This is a genomic window from Bacillus sp. FSL R10-2201 (genome assembly GCF_038008665.1).
Classification (GTDB): Bacteria; Bacillota; Bacilli; order Bacillales; family Bacillaceae_G; genus Bacillus_A; species Bacillus_A mycoides.
In genome coordinates this window covers 3354688-3373582 of the sequence record NZ_JBBOZP010000001.1, presented here as the reverse complement: position 1 = coordinate 3373582, position 18895 = coordinate 3354688, and the positions used below count along the sequence as shown (strand labels likewise).

Annotated in this window: 16 protein-coding genes; 12 read left to right on the top strand and 4 right to left on the bottom strand. The window is 36.8% G+C overall.

Translation table 11 applies throughout. The annotated features are described in order from the left end of the window. Window positions 1–101: 101 nt before the first annotated feature. Window positions 102–1610 (top strand): argininosuccinate lyase, encoded by a 1509-nt coding sequence (gene argH / locus NSQ69_RS17410; RefSeq protein WP_078203401.1) that lies wholly within the window; start codon window positions 102–104, stop codon window positions 1608–1610. Window positions 1611–1676: 66 nt separating this feature from the next. Beyond that, the gene (locus NSQ69_RS17405; RefSeq protein WP_002128462.1) at window positions 1677–2510 is read left to right on the top strand and encodes a GNAT family N-acetyltransferase; all 834 of its coding nucleotides are present in this window, start codon (window positions 1677–1679) and stop codon (window positions 2508–2510) included. 35 nt (window positions 2511–2545) lie between these two features. Here the strand turns inward: NSQ69_RS17405 and NSQ69_RS17400 are convergent, their stop codons facing one another. Next, entirely contained in the window at window positions 2546–3295 is a 750-nt protein-coding gene (locus NSQ69_RS17400; RefSeq protein ID WP_002128461.1) for a (S)-benzoin forming benzil reductase, read from the bottom strand. 117 nt (window positions 3296–3412) lie between these two features. On the opposite strand from NSQ69_RS17400, the gene NSQ69_RS17395 reads away from it, so the two are divergent. Further along, entirely contained in the window at window positions 3413–10885 is a 7473-nt protein-coding gene (locus NSQ69_RS17395; protein WP_341099563.1) for a DUF7507 domain-containing protein, read from the top strand. Window positions 10886–10932: 47 nt separating this feature from the next. On the opposite strand, the gene NSQ69_RS17390 is transcribed toward NSQ69_RS17395, so the two are convergent. Further along, on the bottom strand, window positions 10933–11490 hold the full coding sequence (locus NSQ69_RS17390) for a CatB-related O-acetyltransferase (RefSeq protein ID WP_002128459.1): 558 nt from the start codon (window positions 11488–11490) through the stop codon (window positions 10933–10935). Between the two features lie 139 nt (window positions 11491–11629). Here NSQ69_RS17390 and NSQ69_RS17385 point away from each other — a divergent pair, with 139 nt between their 5' ends. From NSQ69_RS17385 to NSQ69_RS17345, 9 genes are all read left to right on the top strand, one after another. Next, entirely contained in the window at window positions 11630–11971 is a 342-nt protein-coding gene (locus NSQ69_RS17385) for an ASCH domain-containing protein (protein ID WP_002128458.1), read from the top strand. Next, window positions 11968–12363, top strand: a complete 396-nt coding sequence (locus NSQ69_RS17380) for an NUDIX hydrolase (protein ID WP_002128457.1) — start codon at window positions 11968–11970, stop codon at window positions 12361–12363. The genes NSQ69_RS17385 and NSQ69_RS17380 overlap by 4 nt, the downstream gene beginning before the upstream one ends. An 86-nt stretch (window positions 12364–12449) precedes the next feature. Then, window positions 12450–13070 carry an acetate uptake transporter gene (locus NSQ69_RS17375; RefSeq protein ID WP_000070943.1) on the top strand — a complete coding sequence of 207 codons (621 nt, stop codon included), beginning with the start codon at window positions 12450–12452 and terminating at the stop codon, window positions 13068–13070. A 142-nt stretch (window positions 13071–13212) separates the two neighbouring features. Further along, entirely contained in the window at window positions 13213–13656 is a 444-nt protein-coding gene (locus NSQ69_RS17370) for a flavodoxin (RefSeq protein ID WP_001062757.1), read from the top strand. Between the two features lie 16 nt (window positions 13657–13672). After that, window positions 13673–14572 carry a WD40/YVTN/BNR-like repeat-containing protein gene (locus tag NSQ69_RS17365; protein WP_002087724.1) on the top strand — a complete coding sequence of 300 codons (900 nt, stop codon included), beginning with the start codon at window positions 13673–13675 and terminating at the stop codon, window positions 14570–14572. A 218-nt stretch (window positions 14573–14790) separates the two neighbouring features. Then, a complete protein-coding gene (gene cspB / locus NSQ69_RS17360) occupies window positions 14791–14991 on the top strand; it encodes a cold shock-like protein CspB (RefSeq protein ID WP_001179147.1) in 201 nt (66 codons plus the stop codon). Window positions 14992–15181: 190 nt separating this feature from the next. Continuing rightward, complete coding sequence (locus tag NSQ69_RS17355) at window positions 15182–16027, top strand: exonuclease (RefSeq protein WP_002167856.1); 846 nt, start codon at window positions 15182–15184, stop codon at window positions 16025–16027. Window positions 16028–16175: 148 nt separating this feature from the next. Beyond that, window positions 16176–16337, top strand: coding sequence for a hypothetical protein (locus NSQ69_RS17350; RefSeq protein ID WP_198285157.1), 162 nt, complete (start codon window positions 16176–16178; stop codon window positions 16335–16337). A 31-nt stretch (window positions 16338–16368) separates the two neighbouring features. Continuing rightward, entirely contained in the window at window positions 16369–16716 is a 348-nt protein-coding gene (locus NSQ69_RS17345) for a hypothetical protein (protein WP_002087722.1), read from the top strand. Between the two features lie 313 nt (window positions 16717–17029). Here NSQ69_RS17345 and NSQ69_RS17340 read toward each other — a convergent pair whose 3' ends face one another. Beyond that, window positions 17030–18121, bottom strand: a complete 1092-nt coding sequence (locus NSQ69_RS17340) for a DUF3900 domain-containing protein (RefSeq protein ID WP_002128454.1) — start codon at window positions 18119–18121, stop codon at window positions 17030–17032. A gap of 115 nt (window positions 18122–18236) precedes the next feature. Continuing rightward, window positions 18237–18563 carry a hypothetical protein gene (locus NSQ69_RS17335; RefSeq protein ID WP_002087720.1) on the bottom strand — a complete coding sequence of 109 codons (327 nt, stop codon included), beginning with the start codon at window positions 18561–18563 and terminating at the stop codon, window positions 18237–18239. Window positions 18564–18895 lie beyond the last annotated feature (332 nt).

Sequence of the window (18895 nt, the reverse complement as noted above, 5' to 3'; positions counted from 1 at the left end):
ACTCGGTGCTATGAGCGCCGAGTTTATTTTTATGTACAAGCACTTTTTCACCATCCTTGGGTATGATGGGTAGTAACACTTAGGCGAAAGGGGAAAAGGTGATGAAACAGAGTAAAGAAGAGTTTATTAAGAATGAAGGCGCTGATTTCCCTGGGAAAACATATGTAGATTGTGTATTACAGCACGTATTTAATTTTCAGCGTAATTATTTATTAAAAGATATGTTTCAAGTGCATAGGGCACATATTACTATGTTAACTGAAGAGAAGTTAATGAAAAGAGAAGAAGCGAAAGTTATATTAATCGCACTTAAAAAAGTAGAGGGGATTCCAAAGGAGAAGTTGCTATATACAGAGCAACATGAAGATCTTTTTTTCTTAGTTGAACATTTGCTTTCTCAAGAAGCAAAGTGTGAATTTGTAAGTAATATGCATATCGGTAGAAGTAGAAATGATATGGGTGTAACGATGTATCGCATGAGTTTACGGCAATTTGTATTGCGGTTAATGGAACATCATTTATTGCTGCAAGAAAGTATGCTGGAGCTCGCCGGTGAACATATGGAAACAATTATGCCGGCGTATACACATACACAACCGGCGCAGCCGACAACATTTGGTCATTATATTTTGGCAATTTATGATACGATGCAACGAGATTTAGAAAGAATGAAAAAAGCGTATCATCTTTTAAATCATTCTCCAATGGGGGCAGCTGCGCTTTCTACAACAAGCTTCCCAATTAAGAGAAAACGAGTGGCACAGTTACTTGGGTTTACAAATGTAATTGAGAACTCATATGATGCTGTTGCTGGAGCAGATTATTTATTAGAAGTTAGCTCGTTACTAATGGTTATTATGACGAATACGAGTAGATGGATTCATGATTTTTTACTATTAGCGACGAAAGAATATGATGGGATTACTGTAGCGAAGCCATATGTGCAAATAAGTAGTATTATGCCGCAAAAACGAAATCCTGTTTCAATAGAACATGCCCGTGCTATTACGAGTAGTGCTTTAGGGGAAGCATTTACTGTATTTCAAATGATTCATAATACACCATTTGGCGATATTGTCGATACGGAGGATGACTTGCAGCCGTATTTATATAAAGGAATCGAAAAGGCGATTCGTGTTTTTTGTATGATGAACGCAGTTATTCGAACGATGAAAGTAGAAGAGGAAACGTTAAAAAGTCGTTCATATAAACACGCGATTACGATTACAGATTTCGCAGATGTTTTAACGAAAAACTATGAAATACCATTTCGGCATGCACATCATGCAGCAAGTGCGATTGCGAATATGTCATTGGAGCAGAAAAAGGAGTTACATGAATTAAATTTCAAAGAGATAAATGTATACTTACAAGAAAATTTGAAAGTAAATTTATTAGAAGAAGAGTGGAAAGAAATTATATCACCAGAAGCTTTTATTCAAAAAAGAAATGTATATGGTGGACCGAGTAAAAAAGAGATTGAGCGTATGATTAAAAATCGAAAAGAGTCATTTCAAAAAGAAGAAGAGGTATTTAAAAAGGAAAAACAAAGAATTTTACAAGCTGAAAATGATTTGAATACGTTAGCTTCGAACATTATTAAATCGTAAAAGAAGGATTTGATGAATTAATCGCCAATACTTAATGAAACTATAAATAGAGAGAAGAGATTGTCGATGATTCAACTACATGTATATGAAGAGATTCTTAATTTTACAGAAGAGGTTAAACCATTTTTAGAGAAGAATGAGCAGGAAAATAATCTCATATTAGGTGTATTACAAATGGTCCAAGAACCGATATTTATAGGAGTAGCAAAACAAGAGGAAGAAATTGCAGGTGTATTTCTTCAAACAGAAGAAAAGAAACAAATAATTGTTGCTACGTCTGAGATTTCGGCAGTAGCTATTAAGGAACTTGCAAAAGAGTTAACGAAAGTATATCCACATATTCCTGGATTGATTGGTAATAAAAAAATCGTACAGAAATTAGCGGAAGAGATTGCAGTGTTAGAGAATAAGAAAACTAATGTTGCAATGGAGCAAGGTATATATGAATTAAAACAAGTAAAGAAAAAGTGGAACGGAGATGGAATCTTTCGAGAAGTAAGTAGTGATGAGCTAACATTAATAGAGCAGTGGATATATCAATTTTGCGAAGATGTGAAGCTTCCTACTACGAAAGAAGAAGCGAAACAAACTGCTCATACATTAATTACTAATCGTTGTCTATTTGGTTTAGAAGTAGACGGGAAGATTGTTTCTGTAGCTGCAAAAACGAGACCGACTACAAACAATATAACAGTTAATTTTGTATATACACCGAAAGAAGCTCGGAAAAAAGGGTACGCATCTAGTTGTGTCGCTGCACTTAGTCAACGTATGTTAGATGAAGGCTACAAAACAACGACATTATATACGGACCTGGCAAATCCGACATCAAATAAAATTTATCAAGAAATTGGTTATGAGAAGATTATGGAGTCTGTACTTATATTTTTAGAGAAATAGAATGAAAAGGCACGCTATTATAGCGTGCCTCTTTGCTATTCATCAATTCGAATTACTTCACCCTGCGGGAAATTCTCAGTTTCTAGTAAGTTACGAATAGCTTTCGCAACATATTCAGGTGACAGCAGCTTTCCTTCTTCTTTTAATGCGGTGAATCGATCTAAGTTAATAAAGTCTTCCTTATTTGTTTCACGAATTTGTGCTTGCATATTTGTATCAACAACACCAGGTGCGAAAGCGACAGTTTTTACAGGATATTCTTTCTCCACTTCTTCAGTAGCTACGCACTGTGTAAACATATTTACACCGGCTTTCGTTGTACAATAAGCTCCCCATCCGAAATAAGGATTTTTTCCTGCTCCAGATGAAATATTTATAATGCGTTTTTCTACTTTCCAGTCTTTCGTATGTTTCATGAAAGTGGAAGTAAGAATCATTGGTGCGATTAAATTAATATGAACGTTCGTAATGAATTGTTCACTTTCTGACTTTTCAATAGGTTTCATTGGTGCAAGTGTTCCTGCATTATTAATTAAATGAATCGATGAGACATTGTCTTTTTGAATAGATGAAAAGACTTCGTTAAAATGAGTTTCTAAATTATGTACATCTTGAAGATCTATGGAATGGAAAATATAATTGCTGTCGTTTTGCTCTGCGAGTTTTGCAAGCTGTTTATTTTCTCTCCTAGAAATAGAGATAACGGTTGTATTTTCTTCTAACAATTGCACGGCGATTGCCTCACCTAAACCTTGTGAAGTTCCTGTTACGATAACGTAGCGCATAGTATAGTAAACTCCTCTCCATATATGTGGAATTTTGTTGGACAACGTACATTATATAGTTTGTCTACATTTTATAGTATAGAGCACTTTTTACTATAAATGAAATGAGATGATTGTGTGCCTTTTATGAATCGTTTTACAACAACAGTAACTGGTGCTGTCACGTTCACTGGGAACACGTTGGGACTAAGTCCTACATCACCTGCACCAAACAATAACTTCGGCACGATTGATGTGTTTACAACGATAAATACATCGCTTCAAGTGCCTGGATTCCCGGCAGGAACAACGAATGACTGGCCATTAAATTCTTCAAGTGCAATTTTGAACCTTCCAGCAGGGAGTAGTGTTTTATACGCAGAACTAGTATGGGCCGGCACATACCGAACCAATACAGAGGATGTTACAGCATTTTTAAATGATAATATTTCATTTACAACACCAGCAGGAACATTTTCTGTTGCACCAGATCCTGCAACTGCGCAGCAAGGTTCAGTTGGGAACCAGTTTTATTATGTTCGCTCTGCTAATGTAACGAATCTTGTAAGTGCAGGTGGGGCAGGCACATATACAACAGGTGCCGTGCCAGCTGCAAGAACTTCAGCTGATCCAACAATCAGTCGTTCAGTTGGCTGGACGCTTGAGGTAGTTTATCAAAATGCAAGTTTACCACTTCGGAATTTGTCAGTATATGCAGGTCAAGAGATTATCGATGCTTCATCCCCGCCAGTTGATGCTACTATTTCAGGGTTTGCTACTCCGGCAACAGGAGCTGTTACAGGAAGAGTGCTCGTAACTGCTCAAGAAGGTGATTCTAACATTGTTGGAGATCAGCTTCGCTTTGGACCGAATGCAAATGCTACAGTCGCATTATTCGGCCCGAGAAACCCCGCGAATAATTTCTTTCAATCACAAATTTGTAATGATAGTGGCAATCTAGATACGAGCGGCACATTTGGAGATTTGAATCAGCCGTTAGGAATCGCTTTAGCGGTCCGAAGACAAGGGTGGGATATTACGAATGTAGATGCCTCATCTTCTTTAGTAAACAATCAAACGTCAGCAACTGTTCGCTTTGTCACAAATGGAGATGGATACGCTGCAGCTGGTTTTGGTGTTCAAATTGATGCGACAGGTCCAATCATTAATCCTGTTAAATCGGTTAATAGAACAGTTGCAGGGGTAGGGGATACTCTCACCTATACGATTACGGTCCCGAACACAGGAACAGGAAGTGCAGAAAACGTTGTATTACAAGATAGTATTCCGAACGGAACGACATTTGTAGCAGGTAGTGTAACGGTAGGTGGAGTAACACAACCGAGTGCGAATCCAGCGAATGGAATTAATTTAGGTACAATCCCAAATAACACGCAAAGAATTGTTACATTTCAAGTTCGAATAACATCGTTCCCGAACCCAAACCCTATTCCAAATCGTGCAATGGTGTCATACCAATTCCGTCCTTTTGTTGGAAGTCCTCCTATCACAAGTACAGCTTCTTCAAATACAGTACAGACGACGGTAAATCGCGCAAATGTAAGTTTGCAAAAATCTGTAGATTTACAGACGGCAACACTTAATGATGTATTAACGTACACAGTTAATGTGACGAATAATGGGAATGTCGCTGCAAATAATGTGATTTTTGTTGATAGTATACCTGCTGGAACAACATTTGTCGCAAATAGTGTTACGGTAAATGGAGTAGCACGTCCAGGAGCGAATCCATCAAGTAGTATTAATCTTGGAAGTATTAATGCTTCACAAACGACTGTAGTACGCTTTCAAGTTCGAGTAACATCTAATCCGCTTGTAAATCCAATTCCGAACCGTGCAAGTGTAACATTTAACTTTACTCCAGTGCCTGGCCAACAACCAATTTCAGGTCAAGCGACAAGTAATACTGTATTTACTACTATTAATATAGCTGATATAAGAACGAGAAAAACAGTGGATAGAGCTTTTGCGACAGTTAATGACGTTCTTACGTACACCGTTACAATTGAAAATACAGGAAATGTACTTGCGACAAATGTTATTTTTCAAGATCCGATCCCAACTGGAACGACTTTTATACCAAATAGTGTAACTGTAGATGGGGTTTCACAGCCTGGAGCAAATCCTGCGACTGGGTTTACAGTAGCGAATATATCTCCAGGTGGAAGTAGGACAGTGACTTTTCAAGTACGAGTCACATCTACGCCATCAGGAGGGACGATTGCGAATCGTGGAAATGTATCGGCTAATTTCGTCGTTATTCCGAATCAGCCGCCAGTAACGATTAATAGACAAACGAATACAGTTGTAACACAAGTTAATACAGGTGGTTTAAATGTAATAAAGGAAGTGAATACAACGCAAGCGGCAGTAGGGGACACTTTAACATACACGATTGCCGTCCAAAATACAGGAAACGTTCCGTTAACAAATGTGTTTTTCCAAGACACTATTTCTTCCGCTGTTTCATTTGTTGCAAATACTGTAACGATTAATGGAGTACCGCAAAGTGGATTGAATCCGAATACAGGATTTTCTCTTCCAAATATTCCTGCGGCTCAAACCGTTGTAGTCACATTTGACGTATTAATTGTACAGGATCCAGAAAATGAAGATATTTTAAATCAAGCAAATGTAACAGCAAGTTTTCAAGTGAATCCGAGCGAACCGCCAGTAACAATCAATGTTCCTAGTAACATTGTGAATACAACTGTACAATCAGGGAATTTTGAAGTTGTGAAAGCAGTGAATACGGATGTTGCAACGGTAGGGGATGTTTTAGTATATACAATCGAAGTCATAAATGCAGGTAGTGTACCAGCTACAAATGTATTTTTCCAAGATTCAATTCCACAAGGGACATTATTTATTGAAAACAGTGTATTTGTTAATGGTGTTTTACAAGAAGGGGCAGATCCAGAACTTGGATTCCCATTAAATAATTTGCCTACTGGCGCGAGTGTAATTGTTACGTTTGAAGTATTAATTGATGAAATTCCCCAAGGAAATAATGTCGTAAATAATGCGAATGTAACTGGAGATTTCCTTGTAAATCCAACAGAGCCACCGATTACTGTAACAGTACCAAGTAATACTGTTATGACAGTCGTGAATTCTTCAGGGTTAAATGTAATGAAGAGCGTAAGCGCTACTGAAGCAGGTGTAGGAGATACGTTAACGTATACAGTTCGTATACAAAATAGTGGAACAGTAGCAGCAACAAATGTATCATTCCTCGATCCTATTCCATCTGGAACAACGTTTGTAGCAAATAGTGTAACAATAAACGGAACACCTCAGCCAGGTTTAAACCCAACGACTGGATTTCCGCTTGCCAATATTCCAGTAGGAGGGATGGTAACAGCTGCTTTTCAGGTGACAATCACGAGTGTACCACCAAATAGAGTTCTTCCGAATAATGCAAATGTGACTGCTGATTTTCAAGTAAGTCCTTTGCAGCCACCAATTACAATTGTAACAATTAGTAATATTGTTGTGACGCGAGTGAATGTAGGATCAATTAATGTAATAAAGAGTGTAAACACACCGCAAGCAGGTGTAGGAGATACGTTAACGTATACGATTCTTATTCAAAATACAGGAACTGTTCCTGCAACAAATATTATTTTTCAAGATCCGATTCCTGTTGGAACTGCGTTTGTAGCGAATAGTGTCACGATAAATGGAGTTGTTCAGCAAGGTGCAGACCCTGTGGTAGGTTTTCCAGTTCCGAATATTCCAGTTGGGCAAACCGTTACAGTTACGTTTCAAGTTATAGTGACGAGTGTCCCGAGTGGTGGAAATATTAGAAACCAATCAAACGTTACTGCAAGTTTTCTTATAAATCCAGCTAATCCTCCAATAACGACTGTTACGAATAGCAATTTCGTCGTGACGCAAGTAAACACAGCACAGTTAAATATACAAAAATCTTCATCTGTACAACAAGCGGCACTTGGAGAAATTTACACGTATTCTGTTGTCATTAGAAATAATGGAACGGTAACAGCAACGAATGTCTCTTTCATTGATCCAATTGCTCCAGAAACAACATTTGTAGCAAATAGTGTAACGATAAATGGAACTCCTCAACCTGGATTTGATCCAAATATAGGTTTTACGCTTCCTAATATAGCTGCTGGCACATCATTGACTGTAACGTTCCAAGTAACAGTAGTTGCGCCATCCACGCGCGGAGCCGTACTAAACACCGCATCTGCAACAGCCACTTTTTTATTAAATCCTTTACAGCCCCCTGTAACAACGACAAATTCAAGTAATACGACAGTAGTTACGATACCGTTACCTCCTCCTGGTGAAGTAACAGCAACCAAAACAGTTGACGTTGCAACTGGAGCGGTTGGGGATGTATTAACGTATACCGTGCTAATTTCAAACGTAGGAATTATACCTGTTACAGATGTGTTCTTCCAAGATGTCATACCAGAAGGAACGACATTTGTAGAAGATAGTGTAACGATAGGTGGGGTGCAGCAACTTGGTTTAAATCCAGAAATAGGATTTACAGTTACTCCATTATTAATTAATGGTGGAAGTATTGAGGTAACGTTCCGAGTGACGATTACAGAAATTCCAGATAATGAAGTCATATTAAATGATGCAGACGTTACATTTACTTCACAACCAAATCCGCAGGAACCACCGATTACGGAAACGATATTAACAAATTTAGTCGTTACGACAATTAATATAGCGTTTATTTTTCCGTTAAAACTAGTAGATAAAGAAGTAGCGACTGTAGGAGAAATTTTAACGTATGATGTATTGATTTTTAATTTTGGAACAGTGGCAGCGACGAATGTTCAATTTATAGATACTACTTCCGCGGGTGTAGCATTTGTACCAGGAAGTGTGAGCATAAACGGGGTACCAGCACCAGGATTAGATCCTTTTATCGGTTTTACAGTTCCAGATATACCTGTAGATGATTTTGTACTTGTCACATATCAAGAGATGGTAACGAGCATACCAGAAGGTGGAACAGTTGTTAACTTTGTAGATGTTACGGCTACATTTGCTGTAAGTGAAACAGAGCCGCCTATTACTGAAACAACGACAAGTAACACGACATTAACCGAAATAAATGAACCTGGTTTGAATGTTTTAAAATCAGTAAGTGAGCCAATTGTTGCAGTAGGCGATACAATCACATATACGACAGTAGTTCAAAATATAGGGACAGTGACAGCGACGAATATTCAATATAGTGATGTATTACCTTCCTCTATAGCATTCGTGCCGAATAGTGTAACGATAGGTGGTGTGATACAACCTGGGTTCAATCCTAATAATGGATTCCCACTTCCAGATATAAATTCAGGGGGAAGTGTAGAAGTCACATTCCAAGTAACCGTTGTTAGTGTTCCATCAAACGGAACAATTGCCAATACGGCAAATGTTACTGGAAGCTTTATATTAGTACCAGGAGAACCACCAGTTATAGTAAATCAGCCAAGTAACACAACGCTCACAACTGTAAATAGAGGACGCTTTAATGTTATTAAACAAGTCAATAGAGTTGCTACCTTAGTTGGAGATGTATTAACGTATACAGTGCAAATAACGAATACAGGAACAGTAACAGCTAACGATGTTCAGTTTATTGATACGATTTCAGCAGGAGCGTCATTTGTACCAAATAGTGTAACGGTAAATGGAACTCCGCAACCTGGTTTGAATCCGATTACTGGGTTTGGAATTGGCGATATACTTGTTGGCAATACGACTATAGTGACGTTCCAAGCGATAGTGACAAATATTCCATCTTCAGGAACGATAACGAATGTTGCAAATATAACAGGAAGTTTTACTTTAGTACCAGGAGAACCACCAGTTGTAGTAACAGAGCCGAGTAATACGACAATAACAAGGGTAAATAGAGGGCGATTCAATGTTATAAAAACTGTCAACAAACAGGCGACACGATTAGGAGATACGTTAACGTATAGTGTGCAAGTTACAAATACAGGAACGGTAACAGCGACAAATGTGCAATTTATTGACGTTCCATCACCTAGTTTAGAATTCGTTCCAGGGAGTGTACAGATAAATGGGATTCCACAAGTAGGTTTAGATCCTTTTGTAGGCTTTTCATTACCGGATCTTGCAGTAGGAGATAGCATACTAATCACATTTGAAGTAAATGTAATTGTAATTCCGCCTTCTAGTAGCATTATGAATACAGTGAGAGTAACTGGAGATTTTGAATTGATTCCAGGAGAACCACCGTTTACAATTACGAATTCAAGTAATACGACAGTCACACCAGTAAATAGAGGCAGTTTAGATATGCTGAAAGAAGTAGATCATTCAATTGTTGGAGTAGGAGAAACGGTAACGTACCGTGTTCGCATATTAAATACTGGTACGGCTGATGCAATGAATGTTCAATTTATTGATGTGTTATCTCCGGAAGCGGCTTTTGTACCAAATAGTGTAACGGTAAATGGAGTAGCACGTCCAGGAGTAAATCCGCAGGTTGGATTTACGATTTTAGACATTCCAGTCGGTGAGACGGCGATTGTAACATATGAAGCTACAATTACAAGTTTTCCAGATGGTGGTACAGTAGTGAACGTTGCTGGGGCATCGGCAGAATATATTTTAGTACCAGGGGAACCGCCAGTTACAGTGATGGACACGAGTAATACAGTTATTGTAACGGTAAATACTGCAATCTTATTTGTTGCAAAAGGAGCAAACTTTGAAGTAGCAATGGTAGGAGATGTTGTCACTTACGGAATTGCTGTTATAAATGATAGTACAGTTCCTGTGACGAATATTATTTTAACAGACATCATTGACCCAAATACGTTATTTATAAATGGCACGGTAACGGTAAATGATGTACCTTTTCCATTTGCCAATCCGAATACCGGTATCCTTTTAGGTGATTTTCAGCCGAATGATGCAGCAATTATTAATTTCCAAGTTGTAATAACAGGAGGGCAAATAAATAACTTAGTAACAAATACAGCTACAGCGAATGGGCTTGCAACTGTAAATCCTAATGAGCCGCCAGTAGTAGTTGAAGGCGATAGTAATACAGTTGTTATCCCGTTTATTCCTCAAAATGTTTCAACAACAGTCGTAAAAACGGCAGATCTTCAATCAGCAACAATTGGAGATGTTATTACGTTTACGACAGTTATTACAAATACGGGAGATACAGCGATACAAAATATTCGTTTTCAAGATATGTTAGATAGTAGTGTTCAATTTGTTCCTGGAAGTGTAACTGTTGATAATACGCCAGTGCCAAATGTAAGCCCAGTATCAGGGTTTCTTATAGGAAGTTTAAATCCAGGTGAAGCACGGACAGTTTCGTTCCAAGTAACAGTTCAGAGTGCACCAAGTGGTTCAGGAAATTATATTAATCAAGCGAGTATTCGCTTCGAACATCAAGTAGGCACAGTATTGCCACCTGTTACACAAATAATAGATAGTAACATAGTTGTCATTCCATTTGTTCCAACGATAGAACAAATTTGTGAAACAAACTTTAATTGTTTAGACAAAATTCCATTTCACTGTTCTCCGTGTAATCAGTTGCGAATAAATAAAAAATAAAAACAAAAAGAGCATCCTGAAAGAATAGGATGCTCTTTTTGTTTAGATCAAGTAGCTTCTTCTTCGGGAGAAGTGAAAAATTCGTTGACTTTGTTGGAGAGTAGAAATGGAATAGCTCCTTTTATAACGGAAATGTCCCAGTCCCACCATGCAAGGTTTTCTAGTTTTTCAATGATTTCTTGCGGGAAACGATATCGAACTAGTTTGGCAGGATTACCAGCGACGATTGCATATGGAGGTACGTCTTTTGTAACAACACTCTTGGCCCCGATAATGGCCCCGTTACCAATTGTAACACCAGATAAAATGCAGGATTGATAACCAATCCATACATCATTGCCGACTACGATATCACCTTTTGAAGAAGGATGACCAGTAATGTGTGCTCCTTCTTCGAAGAGGACATTAAATGGATAAGTTGTTATCCAATCAGCACGATGTTCACCGCCAAGTACGAAAACGACTTCTTCTCCTAATGAACAAAACTTACCTATTTTTAATTTTGTTTCATCATTCCAAGAAAAAATAATAGGGCCTACTTTACTGTAAGTATAATCACCGATATCATATTTATTATATTCAGGTTTTTGATTTAAATATAACATACCAATTTTAGCATCCTCTCTAAAGAAAGTAATGGATATGGAACATTATATGTAAGGTGAAGTAAGGCGAACTATGTTGTATGAAATAGTAATGTGCAAAAATGTTAGTAGGCAAGATGAATAAAAGGGAGTGAAATGTATGAGATACGAAATGGGATTATATAATAAACCTTTTCAGTCGATTCAATTAGGAAAAAAAGTATATGAAGTACGCTTATACGATAAAAAACGTCAACTTATAAAACAAGACGATGAAATTGTATTTACGAACCTTACGACAGCAGAAACGATGGCTGTAAAAGTAACGGAGATAAAACGATACGAAAGCTTTAAAGCAATGTACGAACAAATTGATAAAAAATTATTTGATTGTGAAGAACTTAGTATAAAAGAAATGTTAGAAAGTACATACGGAATATATACGAAAGAACAAGAAAAAGAATGGGGAACAGTTGCGATTGGTGTTGAGGTAATAAAGTGAGAAGAAATCGCGGTGCAGCTATAATTATACAAGGTGGTAAAATCGCTCTTATAAAACGTGTTCGAGAAGGTGAGATGTATTTTGTTTTTCCAGGCGGGGGAATTGAAGAAGGAGAAACGCCTGAAGAAGCAACGAAGCGAGAGGTTTATGAAGAATTAGGGGTACATATACAAGTGGAGCATCTGATTGCAAAGGTGGAGTATAAAGGTACGGAGTATTATTATAATGCCCATATTATAGGTGGAGTTTTCGGAAGTGGTAAAGGCGAGGAGTTCGAGCTGAAAGATAGAGGGAGTTATATTCCTTTATGGATGCCGGTAAATGAGTTGCCAAATTTAAATGTAAAACCTTATGATGTGGCCAAATGTGTATTTGATTATTATGGAATATAAGGTCTGACAACATACAAAAAAAACCATTGACATAGCCTTCTGATTTAAGTATTGTATTCGAGTATGTTTATAATCAGGAGGTTTATATGAGCAATCAAACTACTACACATCATGTGAAAATGACAACAGCAGATCCATCTGGAATCGGTCTATTTGGATTAGCGATGGTAACACTTGTAGCATCGTCTCAAAAGTTAGGCTTAACAGATGGCGTTTCACTTGTATTACCATGGGCAATCTTTTTAGGAGGATTTGCACAAATCTTTGCATGCATTCACGATGCAAAGCACAACAATACGTTCGGTACAACAGCATTTGGTGCGTACGGCCTATTTTGGTTAGGTGTTGGAATGACTTGGTTAATTCAACTTGGAGTATTTGGCGAAAAATTAGCCCAAACTGCAGATTCAAAACAGCTCGGTGTAGCCTTTATCGGATACTTGATTTTCACGATCTTTATGACAATTGGTGCAATGGAAACACATAAAGTATTATTTATGATTTTCGTCCTTATTGATTTCTTATTTATCGGTCTTTCATTAAGTACTTTAGGTGTTATGCCGCACGCAATGCATAATTTAGCAGCGTATTCTGAACTATGTATTTCATTATTATCTTTCTATGGTTCAGCAGCAGCTGTGTTAAATACACACTTCGGAAAAGTTGTATTACCAGTTGGAAAACCCTTTGGTATTTTTAAAAAGTAATAAAAAAGAACAGATGATTGTATAGTCATCTGTTCTTTTTTTTATGGAATAAAATAAAATAGCAAAAAATACAATTGAAATTGATTCTCATTATTAATATAATGAGAATGAGAATCATTTATTGTAAGAGGGGGATGCCAAAGTGGCGAAAATTTTAATAGCGTATGCAAGTATGTCAGGGAATACAGAGAGTATTGCTGATTTAATTAAAGTAAGTTTAGATGCCTTTGATCATGAAGTAGTATTACAAGAGATGGAAGGTATGGATGCTGAAGAATTATTAGCGTATGATGGAATCATTTTAGGATCTTATACGTGGGGTGATGGTGAATTACCATTTGAAGCGGAAGATTTCCATGATGAGTTAGAAAATATAGATTTAACGGGTAAAAAAGTGGCTGTTTTTGGATCAGGTGATACGGCGTATGAGCTGTTTTGTGAAGCGGTAACGATATTTGAAGAACGTCTTGTAAAATGTGGGGCAGAACTTGTACAAGAAGGATTGAAAATTGAATTAGCTCCAGAAGATAAAGAAGACGTTGAAAAATGCAGTGATTTTGCAATTGCTTTTGCCGAGAAGTTCTAGGAACGGGAGTGTCAACGTGGAAACAATGTTAAGTGCAACTGCTATTACAAAGTTAAGAGATGGAAAGCTTTTGTTAGCTACTACATATAATGGTTTATTCATTGAAAAAGATGGAGAATGGAAACAGGCTTTAACTGGTTTCCAAAAACGAATTCGAGATTTACATAGTGAAGGTAACGTAGTTTACGGAGTAGGAGACGAAGGAGTTTTTATTCGTAGTATGAATGGTGGAGAAACGTGGACGATCCAGCGCTTTCCAACGAAAGCAACGAGCTGGAATGTATGTAGTAATGAGAATGGAACAGTAATTGCTCATGGAGATAAAACACTGTATCATTCTAATAATTTTGGTTCCACATGGGAGACTATTCAGCCATTTCTTAATTACGGTAGTGAGGCACCATCTATTCGATCATTATTTTTATATAAACATTACTTATTTATCGGTACGAAAATACATACTAAATATGGTGGTGTTTGGCTTTTTGATTTAGAGACACGTAAATTAAAAAGGATTAAAATAGCGATGAATCAGATGATTTCTGCGTTGACTATACATAATTCCTATTTAGTAGCGGCAAGTGGATCGTGCAAGGGGATTAGCGGAAATATTTCTTTTTGCAGAATAAATGAGAGTATCGAAAGTGATAAAATAGGTTGGCATACATGTCAAAGTGAACAAAAAGCGAGTAGTTATTTAGATTTAAGTGTGGATCAACATGTGTTATATACAACGTCAACGCAAAATAAGGCGGGAATTAGCACTGTTTGCCGTGTGCTTCTTGAAGAAGGAATTGTTACAGTATGTGATTCGGTTAAAGGGCATGGTTGGCGCATTGTTAATGAAAAAGAAGGCTATGTTGTAGCTGGATCAGGTGAATTAAAAACGATGCAGTGGAAAAAAAAAGCTGTATAACTTTAAAAAAACTTTACTTTTATTATATTGGTATGATATAGTTACTTTAAACCATTTTACTTTTAATAATATAGAGATTTAAATGAGCTGTAACTTCCGAGGAGGATAGCAATGTTAAATCTCCTCTGGGGTTGCAGTTTTTTAATATATGATGTATTATTGTAAAGTGGTTGAAAATGAATATGTACATATAGGTACATTGTAGGAGGATTTTTTAAATGCAAAACGGTAAAGTAAAATGGTTTAACGCAGAAAAAGGTTTCGGTTTCATCGAGGTTGAAGGCGGAGAAGACGTATTCGTTCATTTCTCAGCTATCCAAGGCGACGGCTTCAAATCTTTAGAAGAAGGTCAAGAAGTTACTTTCGAAGTAGAACAAGGTAACCGTGGACCTCAAGCTACAAACGTAAACAAGAAGTAATTATGAAAAAAAGAAGGGCTTGCCCTTCTTTTTTTTTTGCGTTTTTATTGAATATCCTCCTATGTACATGTAATAATAAGACTGAATTTTTGATTTTTATGCGAAGTTTTTCATGCATAAAGTGCATTAATAAATAAATACTGAAAATAAAGTATGTGTGTGAAAAGGAATTTAGAAAGAGGTAAATAAATTGAAAAACGCTACACACTTCATTGTGTTTGATATTGAAAGGAATTTTAGGCCGTATAAATCAGAAGATCCGTCAGAAATAGTTGATATTGGAGCTGTAAAAATAGATGTGAGTACAATGAAGGTTATTGGAGAATTTTCAGAGTTAGTAAAACCAAGTGCCCCATTAACTCGTCATACAACAAAATTAACTGGAATTACAAAGAAAGATTTAATAGGTGTAGGGAATTTCCCTCAAATTATAGAGAAATTTATTCAGTTCATCGGAGAAGATTCAATATTTGTTTCATGGGGAAAAGAAGATTACCGTTTTCTATCTCAAGATTGTACATTATACGGTGTAGAATGCCCATGTATGGAAAAAGAGAGTAGATTTGATGTGCAAAAATTTGTTTTTCAGGCGTATGAAGAATTATTTGAGCATACACCAAGTTTACAATTAGCAGTGGATCAGCTCGGCTTAACGTGGGAAGGGAAGCAGCACCGGGCTTTAGCAGATGCTGAGAATACAGCAAATATCTTTCTGAAAGTATATGGCGAGAGAGATATTAACAAGCGATACAAGAGACATGGTGAGCTTGAACTTGTAAAGAACGGAAAACTAACAGAAAAAGCGAAAAAAAGGATGCGGAAATGGGTGTTTAAAGAACTGAGAAAAAATACAGAGCGTCCTTTTGTATGGAGTGCATTTGAAAGTAGTGACACGTGGGAAGGTATAACGGAAAGATATTATATAAGTGAATCAGCAGTAGAACTTCTGAAAAAACACTTTCCTACTGCGGTGAGAAAAGCGGAGCGGCAGCTTAGGTATTTGGCTGAGATGGAGAAAGTAGTAGAAGAAAGTTAGTAATAAAATTTATTTTATTCATATGTACAACTAGACTTCAGGATTAAGTTGCTGAAGTTTAGTTGGAAAATTCACGGCTTGTCCTGTATTGTTAATGGAATATTTTGTTGTTTTTAGTACGGATATACATAGAAAAGAGTGTAGTTTAATGGAAGCAATCTTTAACATTTTAACCGTTTTAGTTTTTTTGATAATATTTACCACACTATTTGCACTAATTACACTTCCTTTCATAGCAAAGAAGAAGAATTGGAAAAAGCTTAATATATCTTTAGCTCGTGGTGTATTAAAGATTAAAATCGAAGAGTAAGGTAAGAGTCTTATACAAGGGAGGTGTGATAGTGATAGACTTGGAAATCAAAGATGTCACCGTACAGATGGAATTAAATGGTGTCTTTTGGAATGAGGATGGAATTGCTGAAATGATGGTGACTACAAAAGCGGAGCATTCTCTTATTCTTCGTCTAGTAGTTGACTTAGAAAGTAAAACGATTCGTGCGATGAATGCCGAGATAGTGGGTGGGTTCTGTCCTCTATGTAAACAGAAAAGGAACGAATGTAGTGAACTTAATGACGTGCAAAATAAAATGGATATTTTAGAAGAAGCCTACGATTGGGTGAGAGAGCATCCGGAATATCGTTTTCAATTATCTTTTTACGAGTACAATAAATTTGAGGTAGTAAAGTGAAATTTTCATTTTAACAACATACATAATGACTAAAAGGAAAAACACCAAAAACTTATAGAAGGACTTGGTCAACTAGGGATATTGAAGTAGATGTCTCTCATGGAAATACGCTTGTACAACAAGGAAGGAATCTGCTTGATGCTACAAGAAATGTCATCTTGGAGCAAAAATATTTTTTAAAAATAAGCATATTTGTTATAAAGAAGAAAAACCGATTCTTAGTAGAATCGGTTTTTAGTATAAATGTCAACTATGTCCCAAATAAAAGAGCGCTTGTTAATAGAACTCAGTAAAAATAGGTATATGGAAGCATTTATTCGATCCCATTCGAATCATAAGAATACTGCTGTTTATTCTCAATCCGCTCAATTACGTCCTGTAATTCATCCGGCTTCAAAAACTCAATGGGAGAGAAGCCTTTCTCAAACGTAAGTGTATCAGCCTCAATCATTAATACATATCGGTCGTTTACCTTTGCAATATGTATTAGGTCTCCGAAATCAGCAAGCAAAGCCTTCACAGAGATATGATCTGCTTTTAGCTTTAATTCCACTTCAGGGGCGTGCTCGACGATTTGAGCGGTAGCTTCCATTACTTCTTCTGTTGAAAATTGTTCCATAATTTCGCGTTTCGGACTGGCAGCCCATACTTCCATCGCTTGGTCGAACTGTTCACGTTCTTCAGTACCTTCTTCAAATACATCTTCAATTTGGTCGTATACCATGTCCATTACTTGTGTTTTCATAATTTCAGGCATAGAGCGTTCGTATTCGACGAATTTTAAGAAGTCTTCAAAGTAGCGGGCGTGTGATGCTTGGTGTATTTTTAGTTCGCCAGGCTCCACCATACCTTCTTCAGGCATGTATGGGTACTGGATAGATTTCATATTCTTTGTTGTGATGGCCATTTCAACGTTACGAATAAGTGTTGATTCATCAGAAATGGAAGCAACCTTTGGTTCGAAGTCACATTTCATTACGAATACGAATGGATCATCAAAGTATTTGCGTAGTTTTGCTTGAGCGATTAAAAACACACCACCACGTACAGCGCTTGTGTCAAGGTATGTATAAACGAGAGGTTCGCTCATATCTTTGAAGTTTTCTTTTGTTTCTGCAAAGCGAATACGATTAAATAAGTTGTAATGAGGGTTTGAATCGAGTTCATGCCCTTCTTCTACAATAAAGCGACCGATCTTCGTTGGGGCTTGTTCTGTTTTTGCGTGACGTTCTACTTTTCGCTTTGAAATTTTTAATAATTCACCATTCAAAAATTCTTTTAAAGAGCTATCTTCATACTCTTCAGCGTCTAATGTTTGAAAATGTTTATAGCGCTTATCAACTGCTTCACCTTTTCCTTCTACTTGTACTACATAAAAAGAAAGAAAATTTATTTCAAAATCCATATTTATCACCTTGTTTCATTTCATTAACTCTTATCAGTATAAAGATGGAAAAAACTTTCGTCAATTTATATAAGGAAGGGGGAGCCCCTTCCTTATATATTTGTTATTTTCGAAATTAAAATCCGTCTTCTAATGCTGAAAATGGAATATTTAGCCTGTTTTCTACTGTACGTAAACGCTGATTTAAGCGGTTTAATCTACGCGTATGACGCTCAACTGTGTTTTCTAGTTGACGTACTCTTTGCTCAAGCTCATTTACTCGTCTTTCTAATTGACGGTTTCCAGTACCAGGGAAAGAGATTGGAAGTTGAAATTGTCGATTTTGATCATATGGATTAACTTGTTCTGTTTGATCTATATATTGTTGGTATTGTGCCTGTAAATCATACTGAGGTTGGTAACCATATTGGTTATATGGATCATAAGGATTGTAGGGATACATAAAAACATCCTCCATTTCTTTATAATAGGTTAAATTCATCATAATGTATGTGCAAAAGCGGAGTAGTGGCACGGCAAATACCTATATACCTGAAGTGAATGATTGTTTTTACCGCGAAAAGCTCGGTTTAAGTTGTTAATAATGATCACATATGAGAAAGCGGTATTGCGGTTTCTGAAGCATGCAGGTGAATAGAGAGGTGAAATGAAAGGGTGTTACATTTGTATTTCATCTGTTGAATGGTATATACTGGATGGAGATAGGTTGCATAAAAGTTACAATTTTATCAAACTCGAAAATTTATATAAATATGTATAGACATTTACAAAAGA